This window comes from Natronorubrum sulfidifaciens JCM 14089, assembly GCF_000337735.1.
GTDB classification, from domain to species: Archaea; Halobacteriota; Halobacteria; order Halobacteriales; family Natrialbaceae; genus Natronorubrum; species Natronorubrum sulfidifaciens.
Genome location: NZ_AOHX01000001.1, coordinates 1 through 17,354, shown reverse-complemented (window position 1 = coordinate 17,354; position 17,354 = coordinate 1). Strand labels below are relative to the sequence as shown.

Genomic DNA, 17,354 nt, shown 5'->3' with positions numbered 1-17,354 from the left:
CTCCTGAATATGATCGAATAACCCGGACAGAGACTCTATACAGTGACTTTGGACCGGAAGTGAGGGGTGGTCAGAGGGAGTTTTGTCTCCACATCGACTCCATCTTTCCCGTCGCTCGGCACTCGAGACTCGAGCAACCCATCTCCAACCGAGTATGTCCTTGGAACAACATTAATGCGGACTCGCGTTGACGGCCCACCATGTCCGACACTGAACCCGGCAGCGACATCGTCCTCGTCGACGGTGCGCGCACGCCACACGGAACGCTACTCGGTTCGCTCGCGGATGTCGAGGCTGTCGATCTCGGCCGAACGGCCATCGATGACTTACTCGAGCGCGTCGTCATCGACGAAACCGAAATCGACTGGGTGGCTCTCGGCAACGCCATTCAGGCCGGGATCGGACAGGTGCCCGGTCGACAAGCGGTCATCAAGTCGGAGCTACCGAACGAGACACAGGCGACGACGGTTAACGAAGCCTCCGGCTCGGGGCTGCGAGCGATTACGCTCGCGGCCGACCGGATCGCGGCCGGTCGCGCAGATCTCGCGATCGCCGGTGGGTTCGAGTCGATGTCGAACGCGCCGTGGATTCTACCCGGATATCGAAAGGGGCGACGCCATGGCAACGTCGAACTCAAGGATTCGATGCTGCTGGACTCGTTGTGGGACGTCAACCTCGACCTCCACATGGGCGAGATCACCGAACGGCTCGTCGACCGCGAGGACGTTGCTCGAGAAGCACAGGACGAGTACGCGATGAAGAGCCACCAACTGGCGGCCGAGGCGATCGAATCCGGCGCGTTCGACGACGAGATCGTTCCCGTCGAGACGCGCTCGGGCAGCGTCGAGCGGGACGAAGGCCCGCGACCCGACTCGACGCTGTCGGAGCTGGCCGAGCTCCCGACACCGTTTCGCGACGGCGGCACCATCACGCCCGGAAACGCCTCGAAGCTCAGCGACGGCGCGGGCGTGGTGTTGCTGGCCGACGGCGAGACGGCCGCCGATCGCGGTCTCGAGCCGATGGCGACGCTTGTCGACTACGACCTCGTCTACCGCAATCCGGACGAGTTCAACGAAGCTGTCGGTGACGTCGTCGCCGAACTGCTCGAGCAAAACGACCTTTCGGTCGACGATATCGATGCGTTCTGGATCAACGAGGCGTTCGCTGCCCAGTCGGTGTACGTTATGGACCGCCTCGAGATCCCACGCGAGACGATGAATCCCTGTGGCGGCGCGATCGCGTTCGGGCACCCGATCGGTGCTTCGGGTGGGATGCTTACCGCCAGCCTCGGTTATCAGCTGCGGGACGATCCCGACGTTTCACGCGGACTCGTGGGTATGAGCGTCGGCGGCGGCGGCGCGATCATGGCGCTGTTCGAGGAGCGCTGAGTTCGTCCGACGGTTTCGCGTCCCGTCCGACAGTATATATTGATGCGGGCAGATAGGACGAGCATGACCGATGCAGACATGGGACGGGCTGCCAGTGAACTCGCGACGTTCGTCACGTCGCTATCGGCAGACGATATCCCCGAGGAGGCGCTTCGGCTCGCCGAACGGGCGATTCTGGACACCGTCGGCGTGACGCTCGCGGGGGCGGCTGCCGACGCCGGCGAGATCGCCACGGCGGCGATCCGTGATGGGACCGGCGAAACGACGCTGCTCGGGCGAGACGAAACGCGTCCGCTCTCGGATGCCGTCTTCATCAACGGGGTTGGCGGCCACGCGCTCGATTTCGACGATGTCGCGCTCGCAGCGATGGACGGCCACCCGAGCGTGCCGATGGTCGCACCGCTGCTCGCCGTCGCCGAACGGGAGAATGCCTCGGGACGCGACGTCCTGACGGCCTTCGTCGCCGGCTTCGAGACCCAGTGTTATCTCTCGCGGCCGATCAGCCCCGGCCACTACGAAGGCGGGTGGCACGCGACGTCGACGTTCGGCGTCTTCGGTGCCGCTGTGGCCGTCGCGAAACTGCTCGAGCTATCACAGGCGCGCGTCGAACACGCACTCGGAATCGCTGCCTCGATGCCGGCCGGGCTCAAACGCAACTTCGGTTCGACGACGAAACCGATCCACGCGGGTCAGGCGGCACGGTCCGGGATGACTGCGGCGCTGCTCGCCGGCGAGGGTGCAACAGCGGATTCGGCGGCGATCGACGGCGAGCGCGGCTTTTTCGATTCCTATCGCGGCGATGGACAACCGGATTTCGAACGACTCCCCGAGTTGGGAACGCGATGGTCGCTGCTCGAGGACGGCATCGACGTGAAAAAGTATCCCTGTTGTTACTACACCCACGCTGCAATCTACGCTGCAAGCGAACTCGCGGACACACATGGACTCGAGGCCGAGGAGATCGACGACGTAGTTGTCACGGCCTCGCAAGGTGCGGCCGACGCACTCGCCCACGACGATCCGTCGACGGGACTCGAGGCGAAGTTTTCGATGCCGTATCTCATCGCGAGCGCCATCGCTCGAGAGCGCGTCGATCTCGCGGCGTTCGACGACGAGCGTATCGACGATCGGGCAGTCCAGTCCGTTCGCGAACAGGTGTCGCTGATCGTCGACGACGAGTTGCCCTACGACTCGAACGCCGCCACCGTGGAGATCACGACGCGCTCGGGAGAACGCCACGAGCAGTTCCAGGCGAAGCCGCCGGGAACGCACGACGACCCGCTTACCGACGACGAACTCCACGAGAAGTTCCGGCTGTGTGCCGAGCATGCACCCGACGCTGTCGATATCGACGGCGCGTGTGCCGACCTCGATACGCTCCGAACGCTCTCGGACGTGAGTCGCCTCCTCGAGAAACTGTAACCCACTCGTCTGGATGCTCCAGTCGTTCGACAGCTTCGAGACGTTTACCTAGCCGCCGGTCCGAATAGCTGCCAATGACGCTCTATTCGCGAGTTCGCCCCCTCGCGTTCAAACTTCCAGCCGAGACGGCTCACGATCTCGGGAAGCGGACGCTCCGGGCGGCGCAGTCGACGTGGCCGACACGAAACGCGCTCGCAGCGGCCTATCAGTACGACCATCCCGCACTCGAGGTTGACCTCTTTGGCACCACGTTTCCGAACCCGGTCGGCGTCGCTGCTGGTTTCGACAAAAACGCCGAAGTAACTCACGCGCTCGAAGCGCTTGGGTTCGGATTCGTCGAAATCGGCACCGTCACGCCCTATCCGCAGTCGGGCAACGATCGCCCCCGACTGTTCCGACTCCGAGAGGACGAGGCGATGATCAACCGGATGGGCTTTAATGGCCAGGGAATGGAGCGTGTCAAATCGCGACTCGAGACCGACGGGACGCCTGGATTTCCGCTTGGCGTAAACATCGGAAAGATGAACTCCTCGAGTGAGTCGGAAGCGATCGAGGACTATCGGCGGGTGTTCGACCGTCTGTCACCGTTTGCCGACTACGTCGTCGTCAACGTCTCCTGTCCGAACACGCCCGAGGAGTTCGACGAGGGCTCGCCCGAGCATCTTCGCGCGATCTTCGAGATGCTCGAGGCCGAAAACGACGCCGACAAACCGATTCTGGTGAAGATCGGCCCTGACTCGCCCGACGACTCGATTCTGGACCTCGTGGATATCGTCCAGGAGTTTGGCCTCGACGGGATCGTCGCAACGAACACCTCGACGACTCGAGACGGTCTCGAGTCCCCGAACCAGGAGGAGTGGGGCGGCCTCAGCGGGAAACCGGTCGAGGATCGATCCACTGCGGTCATTCGAACGATCGCCGAGTACACCGACGGCGACGTACCGATCATTGGCGTCGGCGGCGTCGATTCGGCCGGAGCGGCCTATGAAAAGATCCGCGCCGGTGCATCGCTTGTCGAACTCTACACCGGGTTCGTCTACGAGGGTCCCTCGACGGCGAAACGGATCAATCAGGGGCTCGTGGAGCTACTCGAGCGGGATGGCTTCGCCTCGATCGAAGACGCCGTGGGTGCAGGCCTCGAATAGCTCGAGCCGTTGCCATCGATCGGCTATAACGGCGGTTAATCGGCAGGGCCGGGATCGTCGATCGCATCGTCGAGTCCGTGCAGTTCAGCCGGGCCGACGGCTCCGTCGGCACGTTCCGTCTGGATCTCTCGACTTGGTGAATCTTCTTGTTGTGATTCGACGACGGGCTCGGCGTCGCCGGTTACGGAGAGATACACCGATCGGAGTCGTTCTGCTTGGCTCGTCTCGTCGCGTTCGGAAGTTGTTTCTGTCATTGATCGGAACAGCTACCGAATCCGTTTGGTTCGGTACTGAATATAAACCTGCTGACAATTTCACAGCGTGAGAACGCGCACGGGTCCGTGTGGCACGTTGAGCGTGAGTGCGAGTACGTCGACGACGGTTGGATGTCGTGTCGAACCCGTCCGATAATCTCAACTGAAGCGATTGACACACGCATCGCACAGCTGTCGTACGGGGTGATGTGCAGTGACGTTTTGCGGTTACTACACCAGTGAGACGGACTGCTGTCGTCACGGCCCGTTGTGACCGACTCCGTCCTCATGACCGGTGGGCCATTGGGACGGAAGACCGGCTGAGTCGTACTATTTGGCTGTCTATCGCACCGATTCGTTTCTGAGAGCCGGGAGCGTCGTGATCGTAACCGTCTGAAAACGATCTCTAGTCGCTGCCAAACTGGAACTCCTCGAAGCTCGAGACTGTCTACATTGTCCATAACTAACCATAATTGATGTGATGTCTGGAGTATGCGAAAAACCGTACTATCAGTCAGGCGTGCAGCTATGGGGAGTATCACGCTCGTTTCACGGTGGCGAACGAGTAATTCGACGGGCGGTGACTCGCTTCGACACACAGGGCAATGATGTCGACGGGCGCTTTACGACCAGTTAGTGAGTCGGCAGACCGAACGCCACACCTGTCTCAGGATGTCGCGTTCGAGATGCTGAGCTGCCGACGCCGTCGGTACGTCTTGCACTATCTCAAGCAGACAGATGGCGTCGCTGACCTGCGCGAACTTGTCGCACAGATCGCCGCCTGGGAGAACGGTGTCCCGACGACCGAGGTAACCTACGAGCAACGAACGCGGGTCTACACCGCGTTGCGACAGTCACATTTGCCGAAACTGGATGACAGTGACATCATCTCGTTCGATGCCGATCGTGGAACTGTCGTCCTTACCGACGCCGCATCGGAACTCGAGGTGTATCTCGATGTCGTTCCACACGACGATATTCCGTGGAGCAAGTATTATCTCGGGTTGGGTGTTCTCTGTACTGGCTTCGTCGTCGGAATGTGGGTGGGACTGCTTCCGTTTTCGTTGATCCCACCGTTGGCGGGGACGACCCTCGTGACGGTGTTGTTTACTGCATCGGCTCTCGTTCACGTTCGCCATGACAGTCGAATGCAACTCGGTGCGAACGGGATGCCACCGAACGAGACAGGAGGTGAGGACGCATGAACGCACACTCGAGCGTCAAAACCGGGCTCACTGTCCTTCTCGGCGGCGGCCTGTTGATCCTACTGTTGCTCGTGGGGATAATCGCCGTTCCGGGGCTCGTCAGTGGCGACGATACATACATCGTCACCTCCGGAAGCATGAGCCCGACAATCGAGCCGGGTGACGTCATCGTTACGCAGGATGTCTCACCGGACGAGATTGAGACTGGTGATGTCGTCACCTTCCACGACGGGAGCAGCGATGATTCGGGCTATGTCACCCACAGAGTCGTCGACATCGTCGAGGAAGACGGCGAGCGCTACTTCGAGTTGCAGGGTGATGCTAACGACAACCCGGACGACGGACTCGTCCCGGCCGAGTACGCACAGGGTGATCTCCACTGGCATATTCCGTATCTCGGTCACTTGCTCCTGTTTGCTCGCTCGGGTCTCGGACTGCTCGTCCTCGTAATCGCCCCCGGTGTCGCACTCGTCGCCTCGGGCAGCTTGCAGTTGCTCCGTGAGTTCGGTTATCTCTCGGCTGCTGGGCCACCCGAACTCGAGGCAGCCGACGATCCACCGGCATTGGAGCCAGCCGATGAGACGGTACTCGAGTCCCACACAGTCGGTGCAGGTGACACAGACACGACGGTATCCGAGCCACCGACACGAGAAGACGAGACGACATCGACGGAGGAGACCGAATGACAACCACAGCCATCACTCGACTGACCGTCGTCCTCGTACTGATCGGCACCGTCGCTGGTGGTGCTGCAGTCGCTCCGACGACGGCTGTCCTCTCTGATCACAACTCGTTCACCGAGAATCAGATGAGCGCCGCCGACGAGTGGCAAACCACGATCGACGAAGGGACACTCGAAATCAGCGACAGTGGCGCGACTCCGATCAGCGTGACCGTTACCAACGACCTCGATCGTGCACAGACCGTCTCGGTCACACTCGAGATCGCACAGCTTTCACTGACGGATGAACTGCAACTCGAGGCTGGAGAAAGTGCTGAAACAACGCTTACAGTGCCGCCGAACGAGTTGGCTGGCGGCGAGTACACGTACGAACTCACTGCTGACAGCGGCTCCGTCAGCGGAACTGCAGCTGTCCGCAGTGGTGGGCCAGGCGGAGCCAGCGTTACTACCGACGATGGCGGTGACGGGGAGTTGGATGGTGATCGAAACGAGACCAGTACCGAACGTGAGGATGGCAACTCGTCTGGCGATGGGGATACTGAACCGGACACGGTCACAGACGAGACCGATGAAAACGACCTCGAGGAAAATGAGACCGCTGATAACGCCGACGAGAACGAGGAACAAGCACACGACACTGGTGACGATGGTGAGGAGACGGATGACGAGGCCGATCCCGTTGATGAGGATGCTGAAGACGAGACCGAAACGGGCGACTCTGATGCCGAAGACGAGACCGAAACGGACGACTCTGATACCGAAGACGAGACCGAAACAGACGGTTCTGATGGCGAAGACGGGACCGAAACAGATGACTCCGATACCGAAGACGAGACTGATTCCGATGACGACGCTAGCGACGGTGTGGTTGAGGAAGACGATACCACTGATGATGGCGACGAAGACACGCCGTCGGATGAGACCGATGAAACCGACGGCGAATAATCACCGTGTGAACGGCACATAGTGGCTGCTACACTGGCAACTCCTTTTCAACCGTACGACACGTGACCGCTCGAGTCCCGTCTTGTCGTTCGCATACGTCCAGCGCGTGACCAGTGAACAGCAGCAGAGATAGTCAACTGCAACAGTCCATTTGGTCGCGCTGTCGAGCAGCACATACGCACTCGTAGTCCGTCACGTCAGCGACTGGGTTGGACTCTCCCAGCAGAGTGGCCGACACGACAGCACTGGCTGGCGGTCGGTCAATCAGTGTGAGCACTGCGTTCGTCACTGGGTCCACGATTCTGTGACTGTCCGCTGTCACGGAACGTGGCTCAGTCATGATGCGACTCTCACCGTCCCTATCGGACAGCACCCGCTGACACTCGAGCGGTTTTGTCGAGCTTTCGGGCCCGGCGACTCGAGGACGGCTCCATTGTGCGTTGTCGTTTGGAAATCATCTCCAGTGTGCTAACATACACCCAACGCAACTGAAATGACCGATACGGTCATCGAACGGTAGCTACACGACAACTCTCACAGACCACCGTTTCATCGGGACTGTTGTACTGAGTTCCCGCCGATCGCCAGCCACGGATCGGCGATTGGCGGTCACCGACGACAGCACCCCCTCTCAGTCGCTCGTCAATCACGTCTCACGCCGATGGTCACGCGGCCGTCTCTGACTCAGCACGGCTGATGACGGGCTGCTCGAGAAGTGCCGAATAGTAGACTGCAGGTGTTTCGGTAATCCAGCGCACAGAAACAGTCAGCCCGAGATTGAGACTGTCGATAGAAACGGGGTAAATAAACACGGAAAAAACGCGTCTGTCGACGGGATTAGTTCAGCTGTTTTCTTCCTCTTCCTCGTTCCAGTACGGTGTTGGGTCGTCGTTGTGTCGGCACTGCTCAGTGTAGAACCCGAAGTCGAACTCGAGTGCGTCGCCTTGGATCTCGTTGCCGACGCCTTCTGGGAGACACCACTCGAAGCCGATGTAGTGGGTGGTCGATGCCTCGAAACATTCTGGTTCTTTCGCTTCCTCGACACCCTCACAGTACCAGAACTGGAAGTTGCTGACGCCGGAGCGCTTCGTTCCTTGTGCAGCACCGAACGGCGCGACAGACGTTCCCTCGAAGGCACAGTCTTCGACGGTAAACTCGTCGTCGTCCGGACCGCCTTTCACTCTCGTCCGACAGATACCGTAGTTGCTCTCCCAGTCGAAGCCGACGACTTCGGAGGTGGGATCATTCGCGTCCTGATAGATCAGGCCGGTGATCCAGATTCTGATTACGTCGTCACCTTCTCCCTCGAGTTCAATGTACTCTCCGTCCTGTTCGTTCTCTTGATAGGACGCAAAGAGGTCGCGTAGGTACTGCTGGACGTCGTCGACGGCCTCGAGATCGTCGTCGATCGTATCGAGTTCGACGCAGCCGTCGATTTTGTTCTCATCGTTCGTATCTGGATCGACCAGCGGATCGGGATTGAGCAGGAATCCACCGTTGGTCTCGTTGAGTTCCTCAAGCACGTCACGCAGCGACCCTTGGGCGATCAGCGGTTCTTTTTCCTCTTGGAGCTCATTGTCTCCCTGTTCGATACCTTCGTCCTCGTTTTCGTACACGTCGTACCACACCTTTGCCTCGATCGCGTCGACGAGGTGTGGTTCTTCACTCGGCTCTGGGTAGTCCTTGTTCTTCGTTCGGAACCAGATCCATCCGTCGTTATCACAGAGGTGGTAGCTAAAGGTAATCTCGCCACAATCACCTGGCTTGATGTCGTCGAGCTCGATCAGTGAGTCTTGATTTTCGCCGAAGTAGAAGTCTTGATCGAGATCTGCACAGTAATCGATCTCGTCGTCGCCGATGTTTCGGCCGAGTTCACCGTATCTGTACTCCGTGTCGTTCACCACGATCGACTGTTCGCCGTCTTTGTCGTGGTCCGGGTGTGCGTTGACGTACGGCCGTCCTGCACCTCCGTAATCCTGCGGTCGCGTCTCCTGTGATGCACCGTAGTAGCGCTGTTGCCAGTCGAGTTTGAGCTCGAGTTCGCCAGCGACCATCTCGTTCGGCAGCTGTTGTTCGTCACTGAAGAACGCACTCGTGCCTGCACCCACGAGTGCCCCACCGACACCGATGGTACCGAGTCCTGCGAGCACGTTTCGCCTCGAGACTGAACTGCTTTCGTCTGTCATGGTTGTCTCCCCCACGTCGGAGTCGGGCTGCCGTGACACGGCGTCGCCGCGTGGCGAGCCGTCGGCGCTCGCTCCGAGTGAGACACCAGAACCGACCGTATGGAGGGGTGTATATATACACAGCCATGTAGACCGCTAGACGGAGCCTCGAGGAACTCGACAAACGGTAGCCACCTCGTTACGGATTTGCTGACTGTTCTCGAGCGTGTCAATCACGGGCTACTGATGCCGAACGAACCCGCTCGAGCGCTGTCGCTGCTTGCCATTGCCACCGAAGATAATGACTGAAAACGGATCTGTTTAGTTAGCTGTCGTCTACGTCGACTCGAGTCCCGTATCCCGCCTCGCCAACCACGGCACCGTCCTCGTACACCACCTCGCCGCGAACGACGGTCGCCGTTGCTTTGCCAGTGAAAGACTCACCGATAAACGGCGTCACGCAATTTTTCGAGTGCAGCTCGTCGCCGTCCTCGAGTGTCCACTCGAGGTCGGGGTCGACGATCGTGAAGTCGGCGTCGGTACCGACCTGCAGCGACCCCTTCTTGGGGTACAGCCCCCAGATCTGGGCGGGACGGGTCGAGTGGCGGCGGACCCACTCCTCGAGCGTGAGTCGGCCCTGATCGACGAAGGTGAGCAGCGCTGGGACTTCGGTCTCGAGGCCGACGAAGCCCGAGATCGCCTCCCAGGTGTTCCCGAAGGGGTCGTCGACTTTCTTCTCTTCGGGGGTGTGAGGTGCGTGGTCGGTCGCGATGCTGTCGATCGCGCCGTTGTCGATGCCGACCTCCCAGAGCCGTTCTCGCTCGTCGCCGTCCCGAATGGGTGGTTGAATCCGTGCTGGATTCCCTTTCTCGCGCATGACCTCCTCGGTAAACCACAAATAGTGTGGGCAGGTCTCGGCAGTGACGTCGATACCACGAGCCTTGCCGCGGGCGACGGCTTCGGCGGCCGACCCCGAGGAGACGTGGAACATGTGGACCTTGACGCCAGTCTCCTCGGCGAAGGTGAGCATTCGTTCGACGGCTTCCTGCTCGGCGATGACCGGCCGGGAGTGGGAGTGATCGATCGGGTCGTTCTTCCCCGCTGTTTTGAACTGCTCCGTGTAGTGGTCGATGATCTCGCCGTTTTCCTCGTGGAAGCCGAGTCGCTTGCCCGTCTTGCGGATTCGCTCCATCGCCTCGAGGATCTCGCCGTCGTTCGGTGGCGGCACGTCGCCAACTGTGGAGCCGAGGAAGATTTTGTACCCGAGCGCGCCGGCCTCGTCGAGATCCGGAATGAGATCGAGGTTTTCGGATGTGACGACGACGTAGCTCTGGAAGTCGACGTGGGCTGACGCCTCTCCGCGGTCGAACTTCAACTCGAGGTGCTCGGGTCGGTCGATCACTGGGTCGGTGTTTGGCATCCCAACGACGGTCGTCACACCGCCGGCGGCGGCAGCACGTGTGGCCGACTCCCAGTCTTCTTTGTACTCGAGTCCGGGCTCGCGGTTGTGGATGTGACCATCGATGATGCCGGGGACCAGAACGTTCCCGTTCCCGTCGAGGACCCGGTCTGCGTCGGGCAGTCGGTCGCTTCTGCCGACGGCAACGATGGTTCCGTCCTCGACAGCGACGCCCGCGTCGGGCGTTCGCCCGGCAGGGGTAACGACGGTACAGTTGCGTACGACGAGATCGACACTCATTGCCGGACGTTGCCAATCGCCGTCCATATACCTTCTGTTGACCGATCGCACAGCACTCGCTCTTTCGAGTGACCTTTCCCGACGAAACCGATCGGCAACCGATTCCGCTCGAGACGACCGGTAATCAGCTCATACTCGAGCTAGGAGTGTGGTATACTCGAGGTACGAGTGCTATACTAAACGGAGCGGACATGGTGTGTCGAGGAAATGGACTCGCAAGCGATTCGTGACGAGACGGTACTCGTGACCGGCGGGGCGGGCTTTATCGGCAGTCATCTCGTGGAGGCCTTGGCGCCACACAACGAGGTTCGGGTGCTCGATAACTTTTCGTCAGGCGAGCGTTCACGGCTCCCAGCGGACGTAACCGTTGTCGATGGGGATATCCGCGACCCGATCGCGCTCCAGCAGGCTGCTCGCGGCGTCGATATTATTTTCCACCATGCAGCGGTTGTCAGCGTCTCCCAGAGTGTCGATGCGCCGCGTGGAAGCAACGAAACGAACCTCGATGCGAGCCTCCTCGTTTTAGAACAGGCTCGTCAGGAGGATGCGCGGGTTGTCGTCGCCTCGAGTGCGGCGGTGTACGGCCACCCCTCCGAACTGCCGGTTCCGGAGACGGCGTCGACCGATCCGACCTCCCCGTACGGCGTGCAGAAACTCGCACTCGATCAGTACACTCGACTGTACGAGGAACTCTACGACCTGCCGACGGTCGCGCTACGGTATTTCAACGTCTACGGGTTACGCCAACAGGGGCCATACAGCGGCGTCATCTCGACGTTTCTCGAGCAGGCACGGGCAGACGAACCGATCACGGTCGAGGGTGACGGCCAGCAGACGCGCGATTTCGTCCACGTGAGTGACATCGTTCGGGCGAACCTGCGGGCAGCGACCACTGACGACGTTGGCGACGCGTACAATATCGGGACGGGCTCTCGGACGTCGATCAATGAGCTAGCCGAACTCATCCGTGATGTGACCGACTCGTCCTCGCCGATCGTCCATCACGAGTCTCGACCGGGTGATATCAGACATAGTGGTGCCGATCTCTCCAGAACAACGCGGACGCTTGGCTTCGAGCCTCGAGTGAGCCTCGAGTGCGGCATTCGATCGCTGGTCGACGGCACGAGACTGTCGCCGATGGGTGACGATGTCGACTCCGTCGTTGATCCGATGTAAGGGGCTGGCGCTGTCGTTTCTCTCGTACCAACTGAACCGAGTTACACACAGATCGAACCAATGTCGGCTCATAGTGCACCGTTTCCGTGAGTGTAGGTGAAAGATAACTAACGGTAGCCACGGCTTCAGCGTGGCCCATGATCGATAACCTCGTTGTCTTCGTCGTGAGCCTGCTAATCGGTGCTGTCGGCATTTACGCAGGTGCAAAAGTAATCGTCGACGCCGAAAACTACACGTACGCTGTCGTCACAGCCCTATTAGGGGCGATCGTCTGGAGTCTCGTTGGGCTCTTTTTCGGCTGGATTCCGCTGCTTGGGCCCTTGCTCGTCTTCATCGCCTATCTCGCGGTGATCAATGCACGATACCCCGGTGGCTGGGTCGATGCTGCTGCAATTACGATCGTCGCGTGGCTGTCGGTGCTGGTCGTTCTGTATGTCCTCGCACTCGTCGGTGCGACTGGATTCGATGCTGTCGGCGTCCCGGGCGTGTAAACCGCTATCGTAGCCAGTGACGGTCATTGCGGGACTGTCGAAGATGTGTCTCGTCTTCCGGTACGACTGGGTCGGTTCGATACCGATGTCGAGTCGCTGGCCGATTGGTTATGCTGACGTTCGGCGGCACCGATACGTATCTGAAAACATACAGTTCTACTGTAGACTCCGCGTATTGGACTAGTCAGTGAAATATTTGCTTACCAACTGAACCGAGGAGAATCCGCGCTAGCCATTGCGAACGTCCGACTGCGTTTATCCACACATCAGGTGTATCCCGGTCAGAGGTCACGCTGATACGCCACCGTGTCGGAGCAGTCGACCAACGACATCGACGACGATGTGACACTCTGTGACCGAAATCGGGTGGATGACTCGAGTTGGAATCGTGTGGGAAATGATATACAAGAACTGGTGAATTGCAGACGGACACCAATAAATGATCGATAAAAAACACTTTCACAGGTGATGGTGATGATACAGAGCAGTGTGAGCGAACTCAGTCCCATCGAGACGCCATGAATACACCGTTTCAGCGGGTCGCTACGATAACCGCCTCCACTGGTATCGCGAGCAGCAGCGGCGTCATCGGTGTTGGAACCCGTTCTGAGACAGTCACACTCGGTCTTGTCTCTCTCTTTCAGCTCGAATGGGGTCCACATCTCGCGGCACTCGTGGGTATCGTCGTCCTCGCACTTCTCGGCGGTGTTCTCATGGCCCGGAACCGATTCGCCGCCCAGAATACGTTCGTCGCCACGTCGAAGCCACACGACGAGGAGTTCTTGACCGACCAAGAGCGGGTACAACAGCTCGTTCGTGAACACGGCGGGCGGATGAAACAGTCGAAGATCGTCGACTCAGTTGACTGGTCGAAAGCCAAAGTCAGCCGGCTCCTCGCCGAACTCGAGGAGGACGGTCGAATCACGAAACTGCGGCTCGGACGTGAGAACTTGGTGTGTCTGCCGGGACACGAGCCGACGGCTTCACAGACGCCTGAACAGCCCAAAAGCGAGTAACGTGATCGCGGGCTGTATCTGTCACCAACCGTTGCTTTCCACTCGAGACCGAGAGTCTGCACTGCGGCCCGGAGGCACAGTATGCAGTTACGAGCCGAAAGCGCTGTGTCAGTTTATGTGGTAAAATCTCGATTAGCGACTGCCTTCACGGCATAGACATGACTGCACGCAATCAGCTACTTGTGGTACTTACTGCGTTGATGCTCGTGTGCTCGAGCGGGGCGATGGTCGCCGGTGCGACACCGGCTGCGACTGTCGACGAGGACACAGCTACCGATGATGAGTACGACGACGCAACCGACGAACCGGACACCGAACCGAATGAGGAACAGCCGACCGAAACCGATGCGGACGATGCACAGGATGCCCATGTAACGTTCTCCGATCAGACGACTGACGGCGAGACGGTCGTCGTCGACGACGTGACGATGGCAAGCGGTGGATTCGTCACGATCCACGACAGTAGCCTGCTCGTCGGCGACGTACTCGAGAGCGTCATTGGCACCTCCGAGTATCTCGAGTCGGGCACACACGAGAACGTCGAAGTGACGCTCGATGAGCCACTCGAGGAAGATGAAACGCTGATCGCGATGCCACATCGCGACACGAACGAGAATCAGGAGTACGATTTCGTCGAGACCGAGGGTGAGGAAGACGGCCCATACCTGACTGCTGACGACGAACCGGTGACTGATCAGGCTGTCGTCACTGTCGGTGATGCTGACGAGGACCCTGTTGCGAACGGCGATGATGCCCTCGATGAGGAGCCCGTTGACGAATCAGTCGACGAGGAACCAGCCGAGGAGAAACCGACCGAAGAACCGGTCGATGAGGAACCAGCCGAGGAGAAGCCGACTGACGAACCGGTCGATGAGGAACCAGCCGAGGAGAAGCCGACTGACGAACCAGTCGATGAGGAACCAGTCGAGGAGAAGCCGACTGACGAACCAGTCGATGAGGAACCTGCGGAGGAAAAGCCGGCTGACGAACCGGTCGACGAGGAACCAGCCGAGGAGAAGCCGACTGACGAATCAGTCGACGAGGAACCTGCGGAGGAAAAGTCGGCTGACGAACCGGTCGACGAGGAACCAGCTGAGGAACCGATTGACGAACCAGTCGACGAGGAACCAGCTGAGGAACCGATTGACGAACCAGTCGACGAGGAGCCTGCTGAGGAACCGACTGACGAGCAACCCGTTGACGAACCAATCGAGGACGAATCTGAAGTCGCCGAGGACGATGTCATTGAGATCGTCATCGAACGGGCAACCGTCTACGTCTACGTCGGTGAACTACCGGACGATATGGCTGACGGCGAGGATGCTGTTGGTGTCGACGCTGCCAACGATGACTCTGTTGCGGACGATGGAGAGATCGCTGGTGACGACCCCGTTGCAGAAGACGACGATGACATGGCCACCGATGACGACATGTACGACGACGAGGGAACTGTCATCCAACTCGAGAACGTCGAACTCGACGTCACTATCAACGAGCTAACGATCGTCCCGGTCGATGAGCCACAGGAGATGACACCGGAAACCGACGATGAACTCGATGAAGACGCTGCTGATGGCCTCGAGGATGACGCCGTCGAAACGGAGTCCGATGCTGACGACGTGACGATGGAGACGAACGACGAGGCTGCCGACGACACCATTGTCATCGAGGAGATATCCGTCTTCGTGGTCATCGAAGATCTCGATGAACTCCTCGAGGATGCCATGGAAGACCAGCCAGTCCACGAGGAGGCTGACGGCCTCGAGAATGACACTGAAGACGCTGAGGACACCGCTGTCGCCGGATCGCTGATTGGTGCTGCTGTCGTATACTGACGGCCGTCACGGCACAGCCCGTCCGACGTCTTTTTTTACAACTCGAACGCCACCGACGGCTATCCCAATAGTCGATAGAGACTGCTCGCAGCAACGGCCAGTAACACGAGCACACTCGAGAGAACGGGATCGATGCTCGAGAGCAGTGGGATGCCGAGTCCAGCGAGGGCGATCACGACAAGACCGAGAACACAGAGCGCCAGATGAAGTGTGAGAGCCGTCGACTGCTGTTCTTTGTGGCCGTCAATATACTGCAACACGTCGTCGAAGTTCGGACCCGGTTGAATCGTCTTTGCGTCGGAATCGTACTCAATCACGGCGTCTTCTTGTAGCTGTGGGAGATGTGTCTGCTGTAAGGAGACGTAGACGCTCTTGTAGAGGTTGTTCGGAACGGGAGTGGTATCGGATTCGTTGGCGGCGATTTCGGAGGCGATGTCCGAGACGTCAACTTGGCCGGCTTCGGCTGCGAGCAACTGGACGATCGACCGACGTCTGTCGTTACCGAGAATATGAAACACATCACTTTCAGCAAGTGACTCGGTACGGTTGGTTTGTACAGACATCGATCAGGAAGAGCGAGCGTTATTGACGACTAGTCCACCAACTACCATGTACAGTGACGCTTCGCAGACCACTAACTTTAACTTTTGCAGACTAGCCCCCGCCGTTAGGCACCGACTGCACACACTCCTGTCGGCCACCTAGAGTAGGTGTGGAATACGACCGCCAAGCCGTCTGTCGACAGCTGCAGGTGTCCCGGGACATCGGAACCTCGGATAATCTACCTAATTCGACATCACACTGATTAGTTCAGCCAACCGATAATAGCTATTGAGTCGGCACGTGTGTCGTCGCACTGGTCGTCGATCACGTTCCGTTTCGGTTAGTGCGTCTCGAGGCACACCGCTGCAATCGGGAAAAACGGGCCAAACAGCGCTCGTTTATCGGCACCGCACTGTTCGTGGTGGCTCACTTGCCTGGCAGATGGCCACCGGACTGCATTTCTCGGTACGTCGTACAGGATGGGCAGCCGTGAACGATGTCACCGTTGTCACCGAACACGCGGGCGAACTGTTGGGTAACATGTGTACCGCAGTTTCGACAGCGTGCGCCTGCTGTCGACGATTCCATGGGCTTCCAGTCGTGTTGTGTGGATTTCATGGTGGTGGGGGTGGTACGCGGATGCGATGTGGCGAGTGTCGTCTAGCGGTGGCCGTCGCGGTCGATCACCGGCGACACTGCCACAGGCATCCGAGCATCATCCTATCGAGGGGGGCAAACGCGAATAAAGGACGCAGACTGTTTATTTGTCGGGGTGGTGCTGGAGCCGCGAAATACGTAGTTTCCGGCCAGTCAGTCGCTGTAGCAGGGTCGTGCCGGCAACTCGCGACGTTTCGACACTGCCGTTCCTCCGTCGAATTTAGCTGTATTGGCCTGTATTCGAGTTGCAAACACGATATTGACCGCTAAATCGACCTCGAAATCAGCCATTTCCCGATAGAAATCTGGAGTTTCGCCGAAGAATGATCTTATTTCGCTGGATAAGGTACATCGTTATAAAATACCACTATCGCTTACCGATCGTTGTGCTGGAACGTACTGGTGGTGCCCACGATAGGGATGGACCGCTTTCCGAGTTGCTCTGTCTCGGTCCCGCTTGTCGGAGCGAACCTACCACCACACGGCCACAAAGAGGAACCTACGACAATGTCCATGCAAGCAAGTAACTCGCGATCGGAATCAACCCCTGACACAGCCGCTCAACTCGATGTGCTCGGTGACGAGTGTGCACGAACGATCCTCGTTGCCACGAGTGATGGGCCCATCCGTTCTAGCTTAGCGACTGACTGAGACGGTGATCACGCCGAAATTGCGTCGGATCTGACCGCTATCATACCGAGATAGCTGCTGTTGAGGTCGGGGTCGACGAT

15 protein-coding genes and 1 pseudogene are annotated in these 17,354 nt (G+C 59.1%); 11 read left to right on the top strand and 5 right to left on the bottom strand.

Features of this window, described 5'->3' with window-relative positions; all coding sequences use genetic code 11:
- Nucleotides 1-200: 200 nt before the first annotated feature.
- The 3 genes from C495_RS00070 (at nucleotide 201) to C495_RS00060 (ending at nucleotide 3,955) form a co-directional block, all read left to right on the top strand.
- Nucleotides 201-1,388 carry a thiolase family protein gene (locus tag C495_RS00070; protein WP_008158781.1) on the top strand — a complete coding sequence of 396 codons (1,188 nt, stop codon included), beginning with the start codon at nucleotides 201-203 and terminating at the stop codon, nucleotides 1,386-1,388.
- A gap of 63 nt (nucleotides 1,389-1,451) precedes the next feature.
- Nucleotides 1,452-2,810 (top strand): MmgE/PrpD family protein, encoded by a 1,359-nt coding sequence (locus C495_RS00065; protein ID WP_008158779.1) that lies wholly within the window; start codon nucleotides 1,452-1,454, stop codon nucleotides 2,808-2,810.
- A gap of 74 nt (nucleotides 2,811-2,884) precedes the next feature.
- Nucleotides 2,885-3,955, top strand: coding sequence for a quinone-dependent dihydroorotate dehydrogenase (locus C495_RS00060; RefSeq protein ID WP_008158777.1), 1,071 nt, complete (start codon nucleotides 2,885-2,887; stop codon nucleotides 3,953-3,955).
- A 35-nt stretch (nucleotides 3,956-3,990) separates the two neighbouring features.
- Here C495_RS00060 and C495_RS00055 read toward each other — a convergent pair whose 3' ends face one another.
- Nucleotides 3,991-4,209, bottom strand: coding sequence for a hypothetical protein (locus tag C495_RS00055; RefSeq protein WP_008158775.1), 219 nt, complete (start codon nucleotides 4,207-4,209; stop codon nucleotides 3,991-3,993).
- 686 nt (nucleotides 4,210-4,895) lie between these two features.
- Here C495_RS00055 and C495_RS00050 point away from each other — a divergent pair.
- From C495_RS00050 to C495_RS00040, 3 genes are read left to right on the top strand one after another with little or no spacing between them, the layout of a single operon-like run.
- The gene (locus C495_RS00050) at nucleotides 4,896-5,414 is read left to right on the top strand and encodes a DUF7344 domain-containing protein (protein ID WP_241430567.1); all 519 of its coding nucleotides are present in this window, start codon (nucleotides 4,896-4,898) and stop codon (nucleotides 5,412-5,414) included.
- Nucleotides 5,411-6,100: a signal peptidase I gene (locus tag C495_RS00045; protein ID WP_008158771.1), complete on the top strand. Its 690-nt coding sequence runs from the start codon at nucleotides 5,411-5,413 to the stop codon at nucleotides 6,098-6,100. The genes C495_RS00050 and C495_RS00045 overlap by 4 nt, the downstream gene beginning before the upstream one ends.
- Nucleotides 6,097-7,041 (top strand): hypothetical protein, encoded by a 945-nt coding sequence (locus tag C495_RS00040; RefSeq protein WP_008158769.1) that lies wholly within the window; start codon nucleotides 6,097-6,099, stop codon nucleotides 7,039-7,041. Before C495_RS00045 ends, C495_RS00040 begins: the two co-directional genes overlap by 4 nt.
- A gap of 842 nt (nucleotides 7,042-7,883) precedes the next feature.
- On the opposite strand, the gene C495_RS17910 is transcribed toward C495_RS00040, so the two are convergent.
- Nucleotides 7,884-9,227, bottom strand: a complete 1,344-nt coding sequence (locus C495_RS17910) for a hypothetical protein (RefSeq protein ID WP_049890050.1) — start codon at nucleotides 9,225-9,227, stop codon at nucleotides 7,884-7,886.
- Nucleotides 9,228-9,531: 304 nt separating this feature from the next.
- The gene (gene allB / locus C495_RS00030) at nucleotides 9,532-10,905 is read right to left on the bottom strand and encodes an allantoinase AllB (protein WP_008158764.1); all 1,374 of its coding nucleotides are present in this window, start codon (nucleotides 10,903-10,905) and stop codon (nucleotides 9,532-9,534) included.
- A 207-nt stretch (nucleotides 10,906-11,112) separates the two neighbouring features.
- Here allB and C495_RS00025 point away from each other — a divergent pair, with 207 nt between their 5' ends.
- From C495_RS00025 to C495_RS00010, 4 genes are all read left to right on the top strand, one after another.
- Nucleotides 11,113-12,081, top strand: a complete 969-nt coding sequence (locus C495_RS00025) for an NAD-dependent epimerase/dehydratase family protein (RefSeq protein ID WP_008158761.1) — start codon at nucleotides 11,113-11,115, stop codon at nucleotides 12,079-12,081.
- A gap of 137 nt (nucleotides 12,082-12,218) precedes the next feature.
- A complete protein-coding gene (locus C495_RS00020) occupies nucleotides 12,219-12,572 on the top strand; it encodes a hypothetical protein (RefSeq protein WP_008158759.1) in 354 nt (117 codons plus the stop codon).
- Nucleotides 12,573-13,090: 518 nt separating this feature from the next.
- Nucleotides 13,091-13,588, top strand: coding sequence for a helix-turn-helix transcriptional regulator (locus C495_RS00015; RefSeq protein ID WP_008158757.1), 498 nt, complete (start codon nucleotides 13,091-13,093; stop codon nucleotides 13,586-13,588).
- 158 nt (nucleotides 13,589-13,746) lie between these two features.
- Nucleotides 13,747-15,423: a DUF7282 domain-containing protein gene (locus tag C495_RS00010; RefSeq protein WP_152418827.1), complete on the top strand. Its 1,677-nt coding sequence runs from the start codon at nucleotides 13,747-13,749 to the stop codon at nucleotides 15,421-15,423.
- Nucleotides 15,424-15,482: 59 nt separating this feature from the next.
- On the opposite strand, the gene C495_RS00005 is transcribed toward C495_RS00010, so the two are convergent.
- Nucleotides 15,483-15,986 (bottom strand): DUF7344 domain-containing protein, encoded by a 504-nt coding sequence (locus tag C495_RS00005; protein WP_049890049.1) that lies wholly within the window; start codon nucleotides 15,984-15,986, stop codon nucleotides 15,483-15,485.
- 406 nt (nucleotides 15,987-16,392) lie between these two features.
- Nucleotides 16,393-16,554, bottom strand: a complete 162-nt coding sequence (locus C495_RS18650) for a DUF7563 family protein (protein WP_449406465.1) — start codon at nucleotides 16,552-16,554, stop codon at nucleotides 16,393-16,395.
- 576 nt (nucleotides 16,555-17,130) lie between these two features.
- On the opposite strand from C495_RS18650, the pseudogene C495_RS18275 reads away from it, so the two are divergent.
- Nucleotides 17,131-17,247 (top strand): annotated as a pseudogene (locus tag C495_RS18275) (DNA-binding protein); the annotation flags it as partial.
- Between the last annotated feature and the right edge of the window lie 107 nt (nucleotides 17,248-17,354).

What these genes read in the sequence shown, in the direction of transcription:
- C495_RS00040 (WP_008158769.1), top strand. Translation starts at nt 6,097, where the DNA reads ATGACAACCACAGCCATCACTCGACTGACCGTCGTCCTCGTACTGATC.
- C495_RS00020 (WP_008158759.1), top strand. Translation starts at nt 12,219, where the DNA reads ATGATCGATAACCTCGTTGTCTTCGTCGTGAGCCTGCTAATCGGTGCT.
- C495_RS00005 (WP_049890049.1), bottom strand. Translation starts at nt 15,986, where the DNA reads ATGTCTGTACAAACCAACCGTACCGAGTCACTTGCTGAAAGTGATGTG.
- C495_RS00070 (WP_008158781.1), top strand. Translation starts at nt 201, where the DNA reads ATGTCCGACACTGAACCCGGCAGCGACATCGTCCTCGTCGACGGTGCG.
- C495_RS00015 (WP_008158757.1), top strand. Translation starts at nt 13,091, where the DNA reads ATGAATACACCGTTTCAGCGGGTCGCTACGATAACCGCCTCCACTGGT.
- C495_RS00025 (WP_008158761.1), top strand. Translation starts at nt 11,113, where the DNA reads ATGGACTCGCAAGCGATTCGTGACGAGACGGTACTCGTGACCGGCGGG.
- C495_RS00065 (WP_008158779.1), top strand. Translation starts at nt 1,452, where the DNA reads ATGACCGATGCAGACATGGGACGGGCTGCCAGTGAACTCGCGACGTTC.
- C495_RS00055 (WP_008158775.1), bottom strand. Translation starts at nt 4,209, where the DNA reads ATGACAGAAACAACTTCCGAACGCGACGAGACGAGCCAAGCAGAACGA.
- C495_RS00010 (WP_152418827.1), top strand. Translation starts at nt 13,747, where the DNA reads ATGACTGCACGCAATCAGCTACTTGTGGTACTTACTGCGTTGATGCTC.
- C495_RS18650 (WP_449406465.1), bottom strand. Translation starts at nt 16,554, where the DNA reads ATGGAATCGTCGACAGCAGGCGCACGCTGTCGAAACTGCGGTACACAT.
- C495_RS00050 (WP_241430567.1), top strand. Translation starts at nt 4,896, where the DNA reads ATGCTGAGCTGCCGACGCCGTCGGTACGTCTTGCACTATCTCAAGCAG.
- C495_RS00060 (WP_008158777.1), top strand. Translation starts at nt 2,885, where the DNA reads ATGACGCTCTATTCGCGAGTTCGCCCCCTCGCGTTCAAACTTCCAGCC.
- C495_RS17910 (WP_049890050.1), bottom strand. Translation starts at nt 9,227, where the DNA reads ATGACAGACGAAAGCAGTTCAGTCTCGAGGCGAAACGTGCTCGCAGGA.
- C495_RS00045 (WP_008158771.1), top strand. Translation starts at nt 5,411, where the DNA reads ATGAACGCACACTCGAGCGTCAAAACCGGGCTCACTGTCCTTCTCGGC.
- allB (WP_008158764.1), bottom strand. Translation starts at nt 10,905, where the DNA reads ATGAGTGTCGATCTCGTCGTACGCAACTGTACCGTCGTTACCCCTGCC.